This window comes from Ensifer adhaerens (assembly GCF_000697965.2).
GTDB classification, from domain to species: Bacteria; Pseudomonadota; Alphaproteobacteria; order Rhizobiales; family Rhizobiaceae; genus Ensifer; species Ensifer adhaerens.
On record NZ_CP015881.1, the window covers coordinates 811,717 to 829,395 of the forward strand.

At 62.9% G+C, this 17,679-nt stretch carries 17 protein-coding genes; 7 read left to right on the forward strand and 10 right to left on the reverse strand.

From position 1 onward, the window contains the following. The first annotated feature begins 2 nt into the window (after positions 1-2). From FA04_RS23345 to FA04_RS23365, 5 genes are all read left to right on the forward strand, one after another. Positions 3-740 (forward strand): SDR family oxidoreductase, encoded by a 738-nt coding sequence (locus FA04_RS23345; protein WP_034790416.1) that lies wholly within the window; start codon positions 3-5, stop codon positions 738-740. A gap of 231 nt (positions 741-971) precedes the next feature. Then, entirely contained in the window at positions 972-1,253 is a 282-nt protein-coding gene (locus FA04_RS23350; RefSeq protein ID WP_051659195.1) for a DoxX family protein, read from the forward strand. A 340-nt stretch (positions 1,254-1,593) separates the two neighbouring features. Beyond that, a complete protein-coding gene (locus tag FA04_RS23355; RefSeq protein WP_034790419.1) occupies positions 1,594-2,754 on the forward strand; it encodes an MFS transporter in 1,161 nt (386 codons plus the stop codon). Between the two features lie 265 nt (positions 2,755-3,019). After that, positions 3,020-4,225 (forward strand): MFS transporter, encoded by a 1,206-nt coding sequence (locus tag FA04_RS23360; RefSeq protein WP_090297361.1) that lies wholly within the window; start codon positions 3,020-3,022, stop codon positions 4,223-4,225. Positions 4,226-4,349: 124 nt separating this feature from the next. Next, entirely contained in the window at positions 4,350-4,988 is a 639-nt protein-coding gene (locus FA04_RS23365; protein WP_034790420.1) for a LysE family translocator, read from the forward strand. Between the two features lie 64 nt (positions 4,989-5,052). Here FA04_RS23365 and FA04_RS23370 read toward each other — a convergent pair whose 3' ends face one another. Next, positions 5,053-5,538, reverse strand: a complete 486-nt coding sequence (locus tag FA04_RS23370; protein WP_034790421.1) for a hypothetical protein — start codon at positions 5,536-5,538, stop codon at positions 5,053-5,055. A gap of 139 nt (positions 5,539-5,677) precedes the next feature. Between FA04_RS23370 and FA04_RS23375 the strand changes: the two genes are divergently transcribed. Continuing rightward, the gene (locus tag FA04_RS23375) at positions 5,678-6,271 is read left to right on the forward strand and encodes a TetR/AcrR family transcriptional regulator (RefSeq protein ID WP_051659196.1); all 594 of its coding nucleotides are present in this window, start codon (positions 5,678-5,680) and stop codon (positions 6,269-6,271) included. Positions 6,272-6,344: 73 nt separating this feature from the next. On the opposite strand, the gene FA04_RS23380 is transcribed toward FA04_RS23375, so the two are convergent. From FA04_RS23380 to tauA, 9 genes are all read right to left on the reverse strand, one after another. Continuing rightward, positions 6,345-6,809: a cupredoxin domain-containing protein gene (locus tag FA04_RS23380; protein WP_034790422.1), complete on the reverse strand. Its 465-nt coding sequence runs from the start codon at positions 6,807-6,809 to the stop codon at positions 6,345-6,347. Positions 6,810-6,925: 116 nt separating this feature from the next. Then, positions 6,926-7,936, reverse strand: coding sequence for a phosphate acetyltransferase (gene pta / locus FA04_RS23385; RefSeq protein ID WP_034790423.1), 1,011 nt, complete (start codon positions 7,934-7,936; stop codon positions 6,926-6,928). Next, positions 7,936-8,973: a YeiH family protein gene (locus FA04_RS23390; protein WP_034790424.1), complete on the reverse strand. Its 1,038-nt coding sequence runs from the start codon at positions 8,971-8,973 to the stop codon at positions 7,936-7,938. Before FA04_RS23390 ends, pta begins: the two co-directional genes overlap by 1 nt. A gap of 72 nt (positions 8,974-9,045) precedes the next feature. Next, entirely contained in the window at positions 9,046-10,821 is a 1,776-nt protein-coding gene (gene xsc / locus FA04_RS23395; protein ID WP_034790425.1) for a sulfoacetaldehyde acetyltransferase, read from the reverse strand. A gap of 34 nt (positions 10,822-10,855) precedes the next feature. Next, positions 10,856-12,256: an NAD(P)/FAD-dependent oxidoreductase gene (locus FA04_RS23400; RefSeq protein WP_034790426.1), complete on the reverse strand. Its 1,401-nt coding sequence runs from the start codon at positions 12,254-12,256 to the stop codon at positions 10,856-10,858. A gap of 18 nt (positions 12,257-12,274) precedes the next feature. Continuing rightward, positions 12,275-12,655: a nuclear transport factor 2 family protein gene (locus FA04_RS23405; RefSeq protein WP_090297417.1), complete on the reverse strand. Its 381-nt coding sequence runs from the start codon at positions 12,653-12,655 to the stop codon at positions 12,275-12,277. 117 nt (positions 12,656-12,772) lie between these two features. Next, positions 12,773-13,600, reverse strand: a complete 828-nt coding sequence (locus FA04_RS23410; protein ID WP_034790428.1) for an ABC transporter permease subunit — start codon at positions 13,598-13,600, stop codon at positions 12,773-12,775. Continuing rightward, the gene (locus tag FA04_RS23415) at positions 13,593-14,405 is read right to left on the reverse strand and encodes a taurine ABC transporter ATP-binding protein (RefSeq protein ID WP_034790429.1); all 813 of its coding nucleotides are present in this window, start codon (positions 14,403-14,405) and stop codon (positions 13,593-13,595) included. Before FA04_RS23415 ends, FA04_RS23410 begins: the two co-directional genes overlap by 8 nt. 84 nt (positions 14,406-14,489) lie before the next feature. After that, complete coding sequence (tauA, locus tag FA04_RS23420; RefSeq protein ID WP_034790430.1) at positions 14,490-15,506, reverse strand: taurine ABC transporter substrate-binding protein; 1,017 nt, start codon at positions 15,504-15,506, stop codon at positions 14,490-14,492. A gap of 144 nt (positions 15,507-15,650) precedes the next feature. Here tauA and pdxR point away from each other — a divergent pair, with 144 nt between their 5' ends. Beyond that, on the forward strand, positions 15,651-17,147 hold the full coding sequence (pdxR, locus tag FA04_RS23425) for a MocR-like pyridoxine biosynthesis transcription factor PdxR (protein WP_034790431.1): 1,497 nt from the start codon (positions 15,651-15,653) through the stop codon (positions 17,145-17,147). Positions 17,148-17,679 lie beyond the last annotated feature (532 nt).

The following is a 17,679-nucleotide window of genomic DNA, read 5'->3' on the forward strand; positions in this document are numbered from 1 at the left end:
ACATGAGCAACAGCAACAAGGTCGCGCTGGTTACCGGAGCGTCGCGGGGCATTGGGGCGGAAATCGCCAGGCGCCTCGCCGGTGACGGCTTCAAGATTGTCGTGAACTATGCGGGACGCACTGAGGCGGCCAAGGCGGTCGCGGACGAAATCATCGGCGGCGGTGGCGACGCACGCGTCATTCAAGCGGATGTCAGCGACGCCGGCGCGGTTGCCGCGATGTTCGACACGGCCACGCAAGCCTTCGGCGGGGTGGACGTCGTCGTCAACAGCGCCGGCATCATGAAGCTTGCACCGATTGCCGACGTCACCGACGACGTCGTCGACGATACCATCGCGATAAACCTGAAGGGCGCGTTCAACGTCTGCCGCGAGGCGGCGAAACGACTGCGCAACGACGGCCGGATCATCAACGTCTCGTCGAGCGTGATTGGAATGCGCCTGCCGACCTATGGCATCTACATTGCCACCAAGGCGGCGGTCGAAGGACTGACCCAGGTGCTGGCGCAAGAGATGCGTGGCCGCGGAATTCGCGTGAACGCGATCGCCCCTGGGCCTGTTGCGACGGAGCTGTTCCTGAGCGGAAAGAGCCCTGAACTGCTGTTCCGCATGGCAAAGATGAACCCCCTCGAACGGCTCGCTGAACCCGAGGATATCGCCCGTGTCGTCTCGTTCCTCGCCGGACCGGAAGGCGCGTGGATCAATGGCCAGGTCATCCGGGCAAACGGCGGCATGTGCTGAGCCGCACGCATCTCCTCACAACGAATGCTCATTCATGGAAGGAACTTCCCGTGACACAGGCTACCACGCATGCGAATGCCATGGTTCTGCCGGATCTGGGAGCAGCACCGGACTTTATCTGATCTTCAACCTCACCGCGGCCTTTGTCGCATTACTTGATGCTGAGGATCACAACGGGTGAAGTCGTGAGCTGGTTCGGCTGGGAAAAGCTCTTCAACGGCGACATGCCCCGTGACATCGAACTTTTCCAGAGTCGGGGCCTCGATCCGGCCGCTCGCCTATCTGACTATCGCCTTGGAGCTTTTCGGCGGTATCGCAATTGCGCTCGGGCTTCTGACGCGCGCCCTCGCCTTCATGCTCTTCATCCAGATGATCGTCATTCTGGTTGTGGTGATGATCCCGCGCGGCACGGGCTTTCAGCTTTCGACGGTATGGATCGGCGTCTTTGCCTATCTCAGCGCCCATGGGATCGGACGCTGGGCGCTGGACCGGCCGATTGACCGGCAGGTCTGAGCGTTCCACCGCAGATCATGTGAGGCCAGGGTCTGCCTTGACCACGAGCGCCTGAATGGGCCGGTCGCGCGATAGCGCGGCTGGCCACCCAGCGGTTCGTTTCGGATACCGATCGGGAAGAACTGTTGTGTTCCCTAAACCTCTTTGCTAGAGGTTCCTTGTCGTATTCAGCTTAGGCGAGCATTCATTCGCATCGCCATGACCCGAACCATCGGGGTCCGCAGCGCCGACACTCTCCCCCCCCCAAAAAAAACGCTTCGATCCTTCCGGCGCCACGAACGGGCTAGACGTCTTCGCGCGCCGGTTCTCTCCTGCTTCTCAAGCTCAAGGACGATAATCCGTGCCCTCACGCTTCATTTTGCCCACCCTCGCGCTCGCCGTTTTCTTTGTCGGCGCGACCGAGTTCATGCTGTCGGCGATGCTTTCGCCCCTGGCCGTGGCCTTCGAGACGACGCCGGCGCACGCCGCATGGCTCGTCAGCAGCTACGCGCTTTCCTATGCCGTGGCCGCGCCGATCTTCGGCTACCTTTCCGATCGCATAGACCGTCGCCGACTTCTGCTCGTGTCGCTGGTTCTGTTCTCGATTGACGGCCTCGCGCTGACGATCGCGCCGAGCTTCGGGGCAGCGATCGTCCTGCGGGTCTTCGGCGGCCTGGCGTCGGCGGCTCTGATTCCGACGGTCTTTGCCCTGGTGGCAGACATCATCCCCGCGCACCGACAATCCGCCGCGATGGGAGCGGTGATGATCGGCATGACATCAGGCATCGTCTCGGGGCCGGTCATCGCCGGCGTCCTGACGGAGGCACTCGATTGGCGTGCGCCTTTCCTGGTGACTGCCGCCGGCTGCCTCACGACAGTTGCCATAGCCCGGAGTGCGATTCCCGCCCGGGCGGGAAATCCCCCAGTGCCGAAGATGAGGCGTCCTGTCTGGCTCGGCCGTGGCAATTTGATCCGCCCCCTGGCCGCGAAAGGCCTTTGGAACGGAACGGCTGTCGCCGGTTTCCTTCTTGCCGGCGAGGTCCTGCGGCTTCGTTATGACCTCGGCGTTGCGGCCACCGGCGTCTCCATCTCGGCTTTCGGTCTGGGACTCTTGCTTGGCAACCTCGGCGTCGGCCGAGCCGCACGGCTGTTTCGCGGTGACGATCGCACGCTGATCGTTGCGCTGTTCCTCCTGAGTGCGGCGGTCGGCGGCTTCATGCTCACCCCCCTGTCGTTCACGGGGGACCTCGTTTTCCTGACGGCATGGGGCTTTGCCTTGGGGCTCGCCGCACCGACGAGCACCGCCATTCTTGCGAGCCTGGCCGGAGAGGAAAAAGGTCAGGTGCTTTCGCTTTCGGAAAGCCTCAACAACCTGATGATCCTGGCCGTGCTGCCGCTTGCTGCGATGCAGCTCGACGCGACTGGTGCAACTGGAGCGGCGCTGGTCCTTGCCGTATTCCTCGCGATCGGTGTTTTCCTCGCGATCGCGGACCTTGCCACCCGAAAGCCGACAGCGCCGTGAGACCTGTCTCGCGGGGGAAGGCCTGAGTCGGGGCGAACGAGGCGGCGGGGCAAGAACCGCGCCTTGCCGGCAAGCTCCGGGGCGTCCTCAGAGGAAGGCTGGCCAAGAAAGTGCCCGTGCGAGCCTAACCTCCCGCCCCGACAGCTCATTTTTTCGCGCGCAGCGTCATCCGGTGGTTGCCCGCCTATCGGAGGATGCATAAGCTCCCCGCCGCGCGGCATCGCCGCAGGCCGTTTCACGGCATCCTGGAGTCAAGAAATCAACCATGACAGTCGCCATCCCTGCCGTGACACGCCCGAAGACGCATCTGGCCGTCCTGGTCGTTCTCGGGGTCACCCATCTCCTCAACGACCTCATGCAGTCGCTGATCCCGGCCGCCTATCCGATCCTGAAGGACGCCTATGCGCTCGACTTCGTGCAGATCGGCATGATCACCATGACCTTCCAGATTGCCGGGTCTCTGCTGCAGCCGGCGATCGGCATGGTCACGGACAAACACCCCGCCCCCTATTCGCCAGTCGTCGGGATGATGTTCACGCTCTCGGGCCTGGTCAGCCTCGCCCTTGCCGATAGCTATGCCATGATCCTTGTCTCTGTCGCGCTGATCGGCATCGGGTCGTCCATTTTCCACCCGGAAGCCACGCGCATGGCGCGCTATGCCGCCGGCGGCCGGCAGGGATTGGCGCAGGGACTGTTTCAGGTCGGCGGCCAGGCAGGCGGCGCACTCGGTCCGGTTTTTGCCGCGGTTATCATCGTTCCCTGGGGGCAGCCGAGCCTCGCCTGGTTCGCCGCCCTGGCGTTGCTGGCAATGGTGCTTCTCGCGTGGATCGGCGGCAAGCAGCGGGAGATCAGCGCCGCATTCATGGCGCTGCGGGCGGACAGCAAGAAGGCGGGCAGCATCCGCCACGCGCCGGCGACGATTGGCGCCGCTCTGGTGGTCCTGACGCTGCTGATGTTCACCAAGAACGCCTATGGCGAAAGTTTCCGCTCGTTCTACACCTTCTACCTCATGGAGAAGTTCGGCCTCTCCATCCCTTCCGCACAGATGATGTTGTTCATCTTCCTGCTTGCCTCGGCCGCAGGCGCCCTGATCGGAGGGATTGTCGGCGATCGCATCGGACGCTACCGGATCATCTGGATCTCGGTTCTAGGCCCGCTTCCGCTGACGCTGATCCTGCCACATGCCGATCTGTTCTGGACCGGCGTGCTGACGGTGATGATCAACCTCATCATGGCAAGCGCCTTCGCATCGATCCTGATCTACGCCATCGAGCTGTTGCCGAACCGCATCGGGCTTATCGGCGGGCTGTTCTACGGCTTGAACTTCGGTCTCGGCGGCATTGCGGCAGCGCTTCTCGGGATACTGGCCGATAGCTACGGCGTCGAAACGGTCTATTATATCTGCTCGTTCCTTCCGCTTGCGGGGCTTCTCGCGTGGTTCCTCCCGAAGATCGAGGAAGGTCATTCTTGACGAACGTCTCCCGCTTTCTCGACGGAGAGAGCGGGAGAGGACATGCCCGATTGTGGGATGACGCAACGCGTTTCATACTCGCCCTGCGTCGGCGGCGGCAGCGTTCTAAAGAGAGGATAATGACATGCATGAACTTGCAATTCTTGCCTCCATCCTGGGCGTCTTCCTGCTTGGAGCCATGAGCCCCGGGCCGAGCTTCATCGTGGTGTCGCGGATCGCGATCGCACGGTCCCGCGCCGATGGATTGATGGCAGCGGTCGGCATGGGCATTGGCGGCTTTTTCTTCGCCTGTATTGCGGTCGCCGGCCTGACGGCGATCCTTCTTCAGGTTGAATGGCTCAACATCCTCCTGAGGCTCGCCGGTGGCGCCTATCTCGTCTGGATCGGCATAAGCATCTGGCGGGCCGCACCGCAGAAGATAATGATTGCCGAGACACCCGCCGACCAGCCGAGCACGCTCTGGAAATCCCTGTTGCGGGGGCTCTTCGTTCAGATCTCCAACCCGAAGACGGCGATCTTCTACGCCTCGATGTTCGCCGCGCTGTTGCCGTCGCCGGCGCCTACCTGGATGCTTCTCGCCCTGCCCCCGCTGCTCTTCATCAACGAGTTCGCGTGGTACGCAATCGTCGCCCTCGGCTTTTCCTCCCACGGCCCGCGGATCGTCTACCTGCGCTCCAAGACCTGGATCGACCGCGCCGCCGGCGCCGTGGTGGGCGCACTGGGGCTGAAGCTGATGACGGATAGCGCACGAACAATCGCCTGACGGCGCTTGTTCGCAGCGTTGCCTTATCCGAACGACCGGCGCGGCCGCCGGCACCTAAATCCGATCACCGGACGGGACGCCGCAACAGGGCGAGCGTATTCAGCGCGGTGATGACGGCGAGCGGGAATTGGGCGATCCCCGTCAATTCAAAAAGCAAATTATCCGGCAACCGGTACACGGGCTCGGGAAACAGGGACCGTGCTGCATCTGTTCCGAAGCCGAAATAGGCGGCGTTCTTGACCACATGGTTCCAGCCTCCCTCGTAGATGCCGATCATTGCGACCGGAAAGGCGAGCACGACAAGGGCGGCCAGCCAGGTCGCGACACGTCCAGCTGTGGTCCCGCTCCTCGACCGGCCAACGAACAGGGCGGCCACAATGACTATTGCCGCCGGCACGGCCAACTGGACGATATGGAGACGCCACGGTGTTTCATAGATGTAGGCGCCATAGGCGTGATGCAGGCTCGTCAGGGTGAGCAGGAAAAGCGCGCAGGCACCCGCTTTTCGAAATGGGGAAGAGAGAGGGGACGTTGCAGAAAGCGCAACCATGGCTGTTCCTCGATGTTGACTAGACGACATTCGGCTAGCACGATCCGGAACACGGTGTTCGGAAGTTGCGAAACAGTAGGGCGCCTCGTGTACCGAATGGGACTGCAACGCGCGCTCGTTCGGAAAAAGGAGAACAAACTTGCCGATCGATCGACGCGTGGCCCGAACGCGCACGGCGCTCTGTGAAGCTCTTCTCGCCTTGATACGCCGCAAGCACTACGAACTGATCACCGTCGAAGACATCCTGACCGAGGCGAATATCGGGCGGTCGACGTTCTATGCGCACTTCACGTCGAAAGACGACCTTCTGAAACGCAGTCTGGAGCGTCTGCGCGATCTGCTGGTGACTGCAAAAGACAAGACGATCTCATCGCCACGCGAGCGGGAGCGAGAAGAGGCGTGGGATCCCAGCCGCGCCTTGTTCGAGCATGTCGCCGAACACGCGGACATCCAGGTCGCACTTGCCGGCGGACGCGGAGGCGGCATCGTTCGCGATGCGGTTGACGGGGTGCTTGCGGAGGTCCTTCGCCAGTCGCTCCCCGCCACGATGCATGCCGCTCTTCCGCGTGACCTCGTGATCCGTCACATGGTCTCCACGTTCAACGCCGTTCTGCGCTGGTGGCTGGAGGAGCGACCGGAAATGCCTCCCCGGGAAGTCGACGCTGCGTTCCGAAAACTTGTACTTGATGGTCTGCCGCCGGAGACATGCCGGCCCTTCATCATGACGTCGTGACCGACAGCCTGCGCGGCAACCGAGCTTTGCTCCGCCGCGAACACGAAGGATTCGCTGCGAGAAGATCGTGCGCCTAGTTGGCGCACAGCATTCGGGCGTCGAAAGCGCTTTGCTCTTTGTTGAAGCGCACTGCGATGGCCTTCTTCAAACCATCCGGGTGCACTTGAAGCACGCCGTCGGCCTGGCCGGTTTCGGCAGGGGTCTCGATCTGCCGATAGTTCACGAGGCCGGGCACGAGATCCACCTGCTCGACATAGCCCGGCACTTCGAAGCTATAGACGATGTCCGTCGAGACGAGTTCGAGGTTCACCACCGCGCCGGCGGGAAGCGTGAACCGAGCGCCAACGGCGCATTGGACGGAGGGATCATCTTCGAGACGTTGGCCTGGCTTGCGGTATTCGAGCGTGAGCGCGCCCTTATCCGCCCTCAATAGGATCGTGAGATCATCGTCTGGCGACGCGGCCTCCTCTGCCGTTGCCTTACCCGACGATACGAAGGCCATGGTAAGAAAGAAGATGATCCTTGACGCCCAAGTCATTGTTCGGTCTCTCCTTTAGATCGGCAGTCGATAGACCGCCGATGGTCCAATTCGACCCAAAGGTGATAGCTTTGACAGGCTCAACCGGCAAGGCGGTTCGCTGTCACTTGCGCGACTTAGCCGGTCGACTGCCCGCCCGACGCCTGAACGACGGTGACGGCGATCATGTGGAAGACGTCGTCGGCGTTGCAGCCGCGCGAGAGATCGTTGGCAGGCTTCGCAAGCCCCTGCAGGATCGGGCCGATGGCGGTGGCGCCGCCGATGCGCTGGGCGATCTTGTAGCCGATGTTTGCCGCGTCGAGGTTGGGGAAGACAAAGACATTGGCCTCGCCATGCAGCGCCGATTGCGGCGCCTTTGCCGCGCTGACGGCCTCGACAAAAGCGGTGTCGAATTGCAATTCCCCGTCGATCACCAATCCCGGCGCTGAGGCATGGGCCAGGCGCGTCGCCTCCACCACCTTCGAAACGCGCTCATGCGCGGCACTGCCGGCCGTCGAGAACGAGAGCATCGCCACCTTCGCCGGTTTGCCGGAGAGCGCCTCGTAGGAGCGTGCCGAGGTCACGGCGATATCGGCAAGGCCGGTGGCGTCAGGATCCACAACCAACCCGCAATCGGCGAAAACGAAGGCGCCCTTCTTTTCGTGGTGCGGCGCGCAGAGCATCATCAGGAAGAAGCTCGACACCAGTCCGACATCCGGTGCCCGGCCGATGGTCTGGAGTGCGGCGCGCACGGTATCGGCGGTAGTGGCGACAGCGCCCCCGACCGTTCCGTCTGCCTGATCCTCGCGGACCATCATGGCCGCAAAGACAAGAGGCGAGCGTACGGCTGCTGCCGCGGCCGCTTCGTCGACACCCTTGCTACGACGGAGATCGTGGTAGGCAACGGCAAGGTGCTCAGTCAGCGCAGACGAAGTCGGATCCTCGATGCGGATTTCGTCTGGTGCGCCGCCGGCAGCGTGCAACTCCTCCGCGACGATTTTCCTGTCGCCGACGAGCGTGATCTTGGCGATACCGGCGCGCACGGCGCGCAAGGCGCCTTCGACGATGCGTGGGTCTTCGCCCTCGGCGAGCACGATATGGCGCGGGGCGGCTTTAGCGGCCTCGATAATGCGATCGAGCGGTTTCATCAGGCGTGCCCCAGATAGTGAATGCCGACGAGGATGAAGAGAGCGATGAAGACGGTTTCGGCGACGATCAGCGCGACGGCGTCGCCACCGACATCGAGCACGCGGCGAAGCGACGTGCGCATGCCGACGGCGACGATGCCGGCAAGCAGCGCCCAGCGCGACGTTTCCATGCCGGCCTTGGCCACCAGTTCCGGCACGAAACCGAAGGAATTCAGCGCTGCAAAGATCAGGAAGGCGACGACGAAGCCGGGCAAGAGCGGCGGGCGCTTACCGGTCTCGCCCTCAGGCTGCGGTACTTTGCGCAGTGACAGCGAAAAGATGAGCACGACCGGCGCCAGCATGGTGACGCGGATCAGCTTGACGAGCGTCGCCGTTTCGCCCGCCTCCGGCGAGACCGAGAAGCCTGCGCCGACGACCTGCGCGACGTCATGGATGGTGCCACCGAAGAAGATGCCCGTGGCGCGCGCGTCGAGCCCCATGGTCTGGGCGAGGATCGGATAGGCAATCATCGCAAGTGTCGAGAGCACGGTGACCGAAAGCACGGTGAAGATCAGGTTGCGCTCGGAGAACTCGTTCTTGGGAAGAACGGCTGCGATCGCCATCGCTGCAGACGCTCCGCAGATTGCGACCGAACCGCTGGTGATAAGCGCCAGCCGCCAGCCACGCCCGAGAAGCTTTGCGGCAAGCAGGCCGAAGCCGATGGTCGCGGCGATGGCTGAGATGAGGAGCAGGATCGTGCTTGCGCCAAGCCCGATGAGGAGGTCGACGCTGATGCGCATGCCGAGCAGCGCCACACCGATGCGCAGCACCTTCTTGGCACAGAAATCGATGCCGGCGACGCAACGCCCTTCCTCGGACAGAAAGTGAAAGGCGATGCCGAGCAGGAGCGCCATGAGCATGGCCGGCGCGCCGTAGTGGTCGGAAAGGAATTGGGCAGCGACGGCCACCGCCGCGGTAACGGCAAAGCCAGGCCAGTAGGCCGCAAAGCCGGAGGGCACGCTTCGGAAGCGTTCGTGGACGGAGGCGACGAAGGTCATGGTTCTGTTCCGGTCATCTGCGGGAGGCTTCGCCCCGCCCGGGTACCGGGCGGGGCTTGACGTAATCGAGGATCAGGCCCGCTTCTGGGGACGCATGTCGGCGCGATCGATACCGGCAACGGGCACCGGCTTCTTCATCGCGTCTCGGCGGAAGGGTTCGCCGAGCTCCTGGTTGAGGATGACTTCGATGAAGGTTGTCACGCCCTTCTTCTGGTCGGCGATCGCAGTGGACAGGGCTTCGGTGAGAGCTGCGGTCGTGTTGACCGCCACGCCCTTCAGGCCGCAGCCTTCCGCCACCTTGGCGTAGGAGAGGTTGGGGTTGAGCTCCGTGCCGACGAAGTTGTTGGCGTACCAGAGCGTCGTGTTGCGCTTTTCGGCACCCCATTGGTAGTTGCGGAAGATCACCATCGTTATCGCCGGCCATCCCTCGCGGCCGATCGAGCCCATCTCGTTCATCGAGATGCCGAAGGCACCGTCACCGGCAAAACCGACCACTGGCACATCAGGGCAACCGATCTTGGCGCCGACGATCGACGGGAAACCGTAGCCGCAGGGGCCGAACATGCCCGGCGCCAGATATTTGCGGCCCGCTTCGAAGGTCGGATAGGCATTGCCGATCGCGCAGTTGTTGCCGATGTCGGTGGAGATGATCGCTTCCTTCGGCAGGGCCGCCTGGATCGCACGCCAGGCCTGGCGCGGTGACATGCGGTTCGGCTCGCGCGAGCGTGCGCTTTCGTTCCATTCCGTGCCCGGATCGTCGTCCTCGTGATCCATCGAGGAGAGTTGCTGCTGCCAGGCCGAGCGGGTCTGGTGGATCGCGGCCTTGCGCTCCTCGCGGCCGGCATCGCCGGCAGACGGTGAGAGCAGCTCCAGGATCTGGCGGGCGACCTGCTTGGCATCGCCGCAGATGCCGACCGACACCTTCTTGGTAAGCCCGATCCGGTCGGCGTTGATGTCGACCTGGATGATCGAGGCGTTCTTCGGCCAGTAGTCGATGCCGTAGCCCGGAAGCGTCGAGAACGGATTGAGCCTCGTGCCGAGCGCCAAGACAACATCGGCCTTGGAGATCAGCTCCATCGCAGCCTTCGAGCCGTTGTAGCCGAGCGGGCCGACCGACAGGCGATGGCTCCCCGGGAAGGCGTCATTGTGCTGGTAGCCGCAGCAGACTGGCGCGTCGAGACGCTCGGCGAGCTTCATGGAATCGGAGATGGCATTGCCGATGACGACGCCGGCGCCGTTGAGAATGACCGGGAATTTTGCCTCGGACAAAAGCTTGGCCGCTTCGGCAATCGCCTGCGGGCCACCAGCCGGGCGCTCGAAGCGAACGATCGCCGGCAAGTCGACGTCAATCACCTGCGTCCAGTAGTCGCGCGGAATGTTGATCTGCGCCGGCGCACAGCCGCGCCAGGCCTTTTCGATCACCCGGTTGAGGACTTCAGGGATACGCGAGGGATCGCGTACTTCTTCCTGGTAGCAGACCATCTCCTCGAACATCGCCATCTGGTCGACTTCCTGGAAACCGCCCTGCCCGATCGTCTTGTTGGCCGCCTGCGGCGTGACCATCAGAAGCGGCGTGTGGTTCCAGTAGGCGGTCTTGATCGCGGTGATGAAGCCGGTGACGCCGGGGCCGTTCTGGCCGATCGCAACCGACATCGTGCCCGTGGCGCGGCTGAAGCCGTCGGCCATCATGCCGGCATTGGTCTCATGGGCGCAGTCCCAGAATTTGATGCCGGCCTTCGGGAACAGGTCCGACACCGGCATCATGGCCGAGCCGATGATGCCGAAGGCATGTTCGAGGCCATGCATCTGAAGAACTTTGACGAAGGCTTCCTCGGTGGTCATTTTCATGGGGTGGTTCCTTTCCTGGTATTATTTCAGAGAGTTAGAGGATCTCGTCACGGAGGTAGTACCAGCGGTACATTCCCCATTGGCCGAGCCGTCGGAACGGCGTCAGAAGCCCGTGGCCCGGCAGAGGCGAAGTGAAGATGGGAAGGTCGAGGCCGCCGCCTTTGCCGGCGACCATCTGGGCCATGCGACGGCCGGCCTGGGCGGAATACATCACGCCGTTGCCGCCATAGCCCATGGCGTAGAACAGCCTCTGGCTCCGGTCCGGCTGGAAGATGCGCGGCATCATGTCGTGGCTGACATCCACCCACCCCCACCAGGAGTAGTCGATGTCGATGCCGCGGAGTGCCGGGAACTTGCGGTAGAGACCGGCAAGCAGAAGCTCGAGATGCTTCGGATTGCTCGCGTCGCGTCCGGTGATGGCGCTGCGGCTGCCGATCTGCACCCGGCCATCCGGCAGCATGCGATAGTAGTGACGCAGCGTCCGCGTATCAGTGAGCGGGATGCGCGCCTTGAAGTTCAGCGCCTTCTGCTCGCTTTCCGTCAGCGGCCGAGTGACGATCGAGTTCGACAGGATAGGCATCAGTCGGTGGCGGGTGAGCGCGTTCATGCCGGGTGACGTGTAGCCGGCCGTCGCAATGCAGACGGCACGCGCCCGCACCGTTCCGCCAGGCGTCGTCAGGTAATGCATGCCGCCCTTGGCGGTGCAATCAAGCACCGGGCTCGACGTATGCACCTTTGCCCCCAGCTTGCGGGCAAGCCTGAGGTAGCCGAAGGCGAGCTTGGCGGCATGGATGCCCATGCCATCGGGCTCATACATCGCCCCGCGTGCTTCCTCGTCGCGAACGAAATCGCGGTGGATCTCGTCGCGCGAGACCATGCGGGCGCGATAGCCGAAGGTATCGTTGAGAACGCGAACCTCGCTTTGCAGCGCCGGCAGCATCTTGTCGCGGTGGGCGATATAGAGATGGCCGCCATCCTGCGGATCGCAGTCGATTTCGGGCTCGCGGACGAGAGAGCGAAAGAGGTCGAAACCCTCGGAAATCTCCGCATGCATCTTGCGGGCAACGTCCACGCCCCAGCGGGCGATCCATTGCGAGCGCTTCAGGCGGCCGGCGGAAATCTGTGCCTGCCCGCCGTTGCGGGTGCTGCAGCCCCAGGCGACGCCATTGGCCTCCAGAACCGCTGCCTTGATGCCGTGCTCGCGCGCCAGATGAATGGCGCAGGAGAGACCGGTATAGCCGGACCCGATGATCGCAACATCGACATCGATATCGCCCGTGATCGGACCGTCGTCCTCCGGTTCGGGACCGGCGGTGCCGATCCAGTAGGTCGGCGCATAGTCCTTGCCCGTGCCGGGGCTGCGGGCATGGTTGGGGTCATAGGCCGGGTCAAACGGCTCTCTTTCAGGCTTCAAGGGTGTGGCGCGCAGTTGCATGGCTCTAGCTCCAGGCCATCAGTAGCGGGGTTGCAGGACCGGGCGGTTCTTGCGGAACGCCTGCTTGCGCACGATCTTGCCGTTGCGGAAGGTGAAGAGGTCGCAGCCTTCTGCCTCGATGCGGCTGCCGTCGGCAGCCGTGCCGGAGAAGGTCCACTCGGACACGCCGCGATCGCCTTCGACGAAGTGGCTGTGGTTGCCCCATTCGGCGTCCGGCATCGATTTCCAGACGCCGCTGAAGGCATCTGCGATCGGACCGGTACCGACGAAACGGTTGCCGTAGACCTCCGGGCCGCCGACGGCGTTGAATACGCAATCTTCGGCGAAGAAGTGCATGACCCCGTCGATGTCATGCCGGTTGAAGGCATCGAACAAGGTTTTGAGATCGGTTGCCGTCAGTGTCATGGTCCAGTCCTTTGGCTTGGTCGTAAGGCATGGCTTCGCCGGAGACGGGAAAGGCCGTCTTCAAAAGGCCGCCAGGCCGTATTCAATTGAAGTGTCGGAGGTGGTCGCCGGTTAGAGGCGGCCCTTCCAGGGGATCAGCGCCTTTTCGAGGTAGCGGATCAGAAGATCGAAGGCGAAGGCGAAGATGCCGATGATGAAGATGCCCATGATCACCGTGTCGCTTTCGAGGTTTTCGGCGGCATTCAAAACCATGAAGCCGAGGCCTCGGTTGGCCGCCACCATTTCGGCGGCAACCAGGGTGGTCCAGCCGACGCCGATGCCGATGCGCATGCCGGTGAAGATCTCCGGCAAGGCCGCCTTCATGATCACCTGACTGATGACCTGCCCGCGGGTGGCGCCCATCGCATAGGCAGCGTGGATCTGTTCCGTCGAGACCGAACGCACCCCTGCCCTTGCGGCAATTGCCATCGGCGCAAAGATCGCCAGATAGATCAGGAACACCTTCGGGAACTCACCGATGCCGAGCCAGATGATGACGAGCGGCAGGTAGGCGAGCGGCGGCAACGGCCGGTAGAATTCGATGATCGGATCGAACAGGCCGCGCACGAAGCGATTGACGCCCATGAGCACGCCAATCGGCACGGCGGTCAGCAGCGCCAGCAGGAAAGCGCCGAACACGCGGCCGATACTGGCAAGCGTGTGCTGCATCAGCGTCGAGTTCGAAACACCGTCGGTCATCGCCAGCATGAACTTGTCCCAGACCGCCAGCGGCGACGGCAGGAACAGCGGCTTGACCCAGCCGCCTTCGGTCACGAGGAACCAGAGAGCGACGATGACGACCGTCGTCGAAAAGCTGATGAGGCCGCTGCTGCCTTCACCGGGCGCGCCGAAGATCTTGCCGGCCTTTACGGGCTTGGCGCGTGTCACTCTGTCAAGCATGGGCCACCTCCGGGTTGCCGGACGCACGTTCGTCGCCATAAATGATGCCGAGCACTTCTTCGCGCATGCGGATGAATTCCGGGCTGGATTTGATCGCGCGCGCATTGCCCTCGGCGAGGAACCGCTTGTTGAAATTGAGCTCGTAGGTGTGGGTGATGCGGCCCGGGCGCGGCGACATGACGATCAGCCGCGAGCCGAGGAACAACGCTTCTTCCACACTGTGGGTGATGAAGAAGAACATCTTGTTGGTGAGCTGCCAGACCTTGAGCAGCAGCTCCTGGATGGTCTCGCGTGTCAGCGCGTCGAGTGCTGCCATCGGTTCGTCCATCAGGAGCATCGCGGGATCGCAGGTCAGCGCCCTTGCGATGCCAACACGTTGCTGCATGCCGCCTGAGAGGTGATAGATCATGTGGCGGTGGAAATCCTGAAGGCCGACCAGAGCTAGGTTCTTGGTGGCAAGATCCCGCCGGGTCGCCTTGTCGACGCCGCGCAGCTTGAGGCCGAACTCGGTATTCTCGATGACGTTCAGCCACGGCAGAAGCGCGTGCTTCTGGAAGACGACGCCGCGCTCGGCGCCAGGTCCGTTGACCTGGTGGTTGCCAAGGGTGATGTCGCCTTCCGACGGGGCCATGAAGCCCGCCATCAGGTTGAGCAGCGTCGTCTTTCCGCAGCCCGATGCGCCCAGCGCAACGACGAAGTCTCCGCTGTTGATGGTAAGGTTGACGCCTTTCAAGGCGATGATTGCCTGGTCCGAATAGAGGCCCGGGTAGGTCAGACTGATGTTTCTGACGCTCAATGTTTCCATGAGAAATGCCTCCCTGCACCTCGGTCACGGTCTATGGTGGTGCGCCGGCCGCTCCTCAACGGCCGGGGCAATCGACAGATTAGCCTATTGTGCGGCCGCCTTGGCAAAGTCGGCGTTCACATAAGGCGCGTAGTCGTCGAGCGACTGGCTGATCTGCTTCTGCTCGACGAGGAACTTGGCGCTTTCGGTCAGTGCACGCGTGGCGCCGCCGCCGAGCCAGACCTCGGAGGCCTGCTCATCCGCATTCGGGAACGAAAGCAGGCGCAAGGCTTCGACGGTGCTCGGGCCATCGCCGCCGATCAGCTTGACGATGCCTTCCACTTGCGGCGACTCCTCCGTCCACGCCGCCTTGTTGGCGTTGTAGTCGGCATAAGCGTCTGCCAGAACCTTGGTGAAGGCTTCCATCAGCTTCGGGTTCTCCGAGGCCCAGGCCTTGTCGACCACCAGCCCGTCGAAGGTCGGCACGCTAGCCGCGCCAATCACCTCGGAATCCGAGATCGTCTTGCCGGTCTTCTGGATTTCTGAGAGCGCCGGCGGCCAGACATAGGCCGCGTCTATATCGCCACGCTGCCAGGCGGCAACGATCTGCGGCGGCTTCAGGTTGAGGATTTCCACCTCGCGCGGATCGACGTTCCAGACCTTGTTCATACCGACCAGCAAGTGAAAATGCGACGTCGAGACGAAAGGCACGGCGACCTTCTTGCCCTTGAGATCGGCCGGCGTCTCGATGCCCGAGCCCTCGCGGGCGACTAGCGCTTCCGACTGACCGATATTGTCGAGGATCCAGAAGAGCTGCAGTTCGACGCCGCGCGTCGCGGCAGCCGCAGTACCGGTCGAACCGAGAACGCCGATCGGCACGTCACCGGAGGCAAGCGCCGTAGTGATGTCGCCGGCCGAGCTGAATTGGCGCCAGTCGATCGAATAGCCGGCCTCCTTGGCGGCTGCATCGAAGCGGCCATCGGCGATCGCAGCCACGAACGGGCCAACGATCTGCTGATAGCCGACGACGAGTTTCGTTTCGGCATAAGCGACGCCGGATGCGGCCAGGCTCGCGACAATGCTGGCGGCTGCGGCCAGTCGTCTGAAATGTCCATGTAGCATTTGTCTTCCTCCTCTTTGTTTATTCGCTGACCGTTTCTCCGGTCTTGCTGATGACGATAAGGCCGAGATCCGGCTTGCGTTATATCCAGTCTGGAAGTTGAATAGATCCAGTTTAACGCCGTCGGGGGAGCAGGCGTCGTGCAGATGAACGTTTCCGAAACCATTTTTTTCATCGATCGCGACAGTGGGATCGGCCTGCAGGCGCAGTTGCGCGAGACGGTCGTTTCGGCCGTGCTCGCCGGAAGGGTGCAGCCGCGCGCGCATCTGCCATCCAGCCGCAAGCTCGCCGACTATCTGCGAATATCGCGCATCACGGTGACACTCGCCTATCAGGAACTGATCAACCAGGGCTATGTCGAGGCGGTCAACCGCAGCTCCTATCGCATCTCCGGCAATCCGCCGGGCATGGATGTGGAAGGGGAGCGCCGATCCGCCGGCTCCAATCCGATCGACTGGAGCCGCAAGATCAAGATGAGCTTTGGCGTCGTGCGCCAGGTCGCCAAGCCGCTGGACTGGCGGCGCTATCCATTCCCCTTCCTCTATGGCCAGATGGACCCGACACTGTTCGATCTCAATGCCTGGCGCGACTGTGCCCGCCGGGCTCTGGCGCGAGAGGATTTCGTGCTGATGGCGAGCGACTTTGCCGCGGCCGACGATGTGCGGCTGGTCAACTACATCTGCTCGCGCACGCTGCCGCGCCGGGGCATCCACGCCACGCCGGACGAAATCCTCGTCACCGTCGGCGCGCAGAATGCGCTCTGGATCGTGACCCGTCTGATCCTGGAGAAGGGCTCCGCCGCCGTCTGCGAAAACCCCTGCCATCCCGATATCAGCGCCTCGCTGCTGTTGAGCGGCGCCGACGTCACCACCGTCGATGTCGATGTCGAGGGCCTGTCACCGGATGCCTTGCCGGAAAACGTCGATGCCGTCTTCGTGACCCCGAGCCACCACTCGCCGACCGGCGCGACTATGCCAGTGGATCGGCGTACGCAACTGCTGCAGGCTGCGGAAGAACGGGATTTCGTCATCGTCGAGGACGATTACGAGTTCGAGATCAGCTACCTCGCTCCGCCTTCCCCGGCGCTGAAGGCGCTCGATCCGTCAGGCCGGGTGCTCTACATCGGCAGCTTCTCGAAATCGCTTTTTCCCGGGCTTCGGCTCGGCTACCTCGTGGCGCCAGCCCCCTTCATTCGCGAGGCGCGTGCGCTTCGCTCGCTGATGTTGCGCCACCCGCCCGGACACCTTCAGCGCACCGCAGCCTATTTCCTGGCGCTCGGCCATTATGACGCCGTGCTCCACCGGATGCGGACCGAATATCACAAGCGCCACGTAATCATGGCCGAGTCACTGCGTAGGGCGAACCTGAAAGTCGCAGGCTCCTCGACCTTCGGCGGCACGTCCTTCTGGATGGAGGGACCGGAAGGGCTCGATGCCGACCGGCTGGTCAGCGAATTGCGGCAGGACGGCGTGCTGGTCGAATCCGGCTCGCCCTTCTTCCCCAGAAGCGACCAGCCCTGCCGCTACTTCCGGATGGGATATTCGTCCATTCCAAGCACAAGCATTGCCGAGGGCGTCGCCCGGGTTCGCGCCCGCATCGACAGTCTTTGCGGCGGCAGCGAGCAGGCCTCCGTGGCGAAGTGACAGGTTGACCGCTTGTGGCTTTCCCTATCGAGCTGGCCGTAGCGTACCTTGGGCTAAGGCGTCCTCTCCATTGCCCACAATGTTGCTCGCGCCTGTGCAGATCAATCGGTCATTTGGATTGTCGCCATAATCGTATTCAAGATTGTCGACAAAGACGTTGACAAATACTTTTGGCGTGCGATGGTGCCGCTTAGCAGCAACGAGCTAGGGAGGAGCAGGTTGATGCAAGGGCTCCAGAAGACCGCGTACTCGCACGACTTTTCGCAATGCCGCACGTACGAGCCCGCACCGCCGGGCCGGCTCGCCTGACATCTCCTCATTCGATCGCCATTGCGGCGTCCAACCACCGACCTCGGGTTTCTGAACCGCCTCCATGAAGCGGCGCAGAGATATGCCCCTGTTCGAGTTGATGCTTGGCGTTGGCCATCGAATGACCGCCGATCGACAACGGGACTTGGTGCTTCAAGCATCGCCAGGAGGCTTTCGCTTGGGTGCATCGCCGTCCAGGAACGCCAGTTGATCAAGATTCCCG

Coding starts and splice junctions, on each gene's coding strand:
- FA04_RS23345 (WP_034790416.1), top strand. CDS start 3: ATGAGCAACAGCAACAAGGTCGCGCTGGTTACCGGAGCGTCGCGGGGC.
- FA04_RS23360 (WP_090297361.1), top strand. CDS start 3,020: ATGACAGTCGCCATCCCTGCCGTGACACGCCCGAAGACGCATCTGGCC.
- FA04_RS23365 (WP_034790420.1), top strand. CDS start 4,350: ATGCATGAACTTGCAATTCTTGCCTCCATCCTGGGCGTCTTCCTGCTT.
- FA04_RS23370 (WP_034790421.1), bottom strand. CDS start 5,538: ATGGTTGCGCTTTCTGCAACGTCCCCTCTCTCTTCCCCATTTCGAAAA.
- FA04_RS23380 (WP_034790422.1), bottom strand. CDS start 6,809: ATGACTTGGGCGTCAAGGATCATCTTCTTTCTTACCATGGCCTTCGTA.
- pta (WP_034790423.1), bottom strand. CDS start 7,936: ATGAAACCGCTCGATCGCATTATCGAGGCCGCTAAAGCCGCCCCGCGC.
- FA04_RS23390 (WP_034790424.1), bottom strand. CDS start 8,973: ATGACCTTCGTCGCCTCCGTCCACGAACGCTTCCGAAGCGTGCCCTCC.
- xsc (WP_034790425.1), bottom strand. CDS start 10,821: ATGAAAATGACCACCGAGGAAGCCTTCGTCAAAGTTCTTCAGATGCAT.
- FA04_RS23400 (WP_034790426.1), bottom strand. CDS start 12,256: ATGCAACTGCGCGCCACACCCTTGAAGCCTGAAAGAGAGCCGTTTGAC.
- FA04_RS23410 (WP_034790428.1), bottom strand. CDS start 13,600: ATGCTTGACAGAGTGACACGCGCCAAGCCCGTAAAGGCCGGCAAGATC.
- FA04_RS23415 (WP_034790429.1), bottom strand. CDS start 14,405: ATGGAAACATTGAGCGTCAGAAACATCAGTCTGACCTACCCGGGCCTC.
- tauA (WP_034790430.1), bottom strand. CDS start 15,506: ATGCTACATGGACATTTCAGACGACTGGCCGCAGCCGCCAGCATTGTC.
- pdxR (WP_034790431.1), top strand. CDS start 15,651: ATGAACGTTTCCGAAACCATTTTTTTCATCGATCGCGACAGTGGGATC.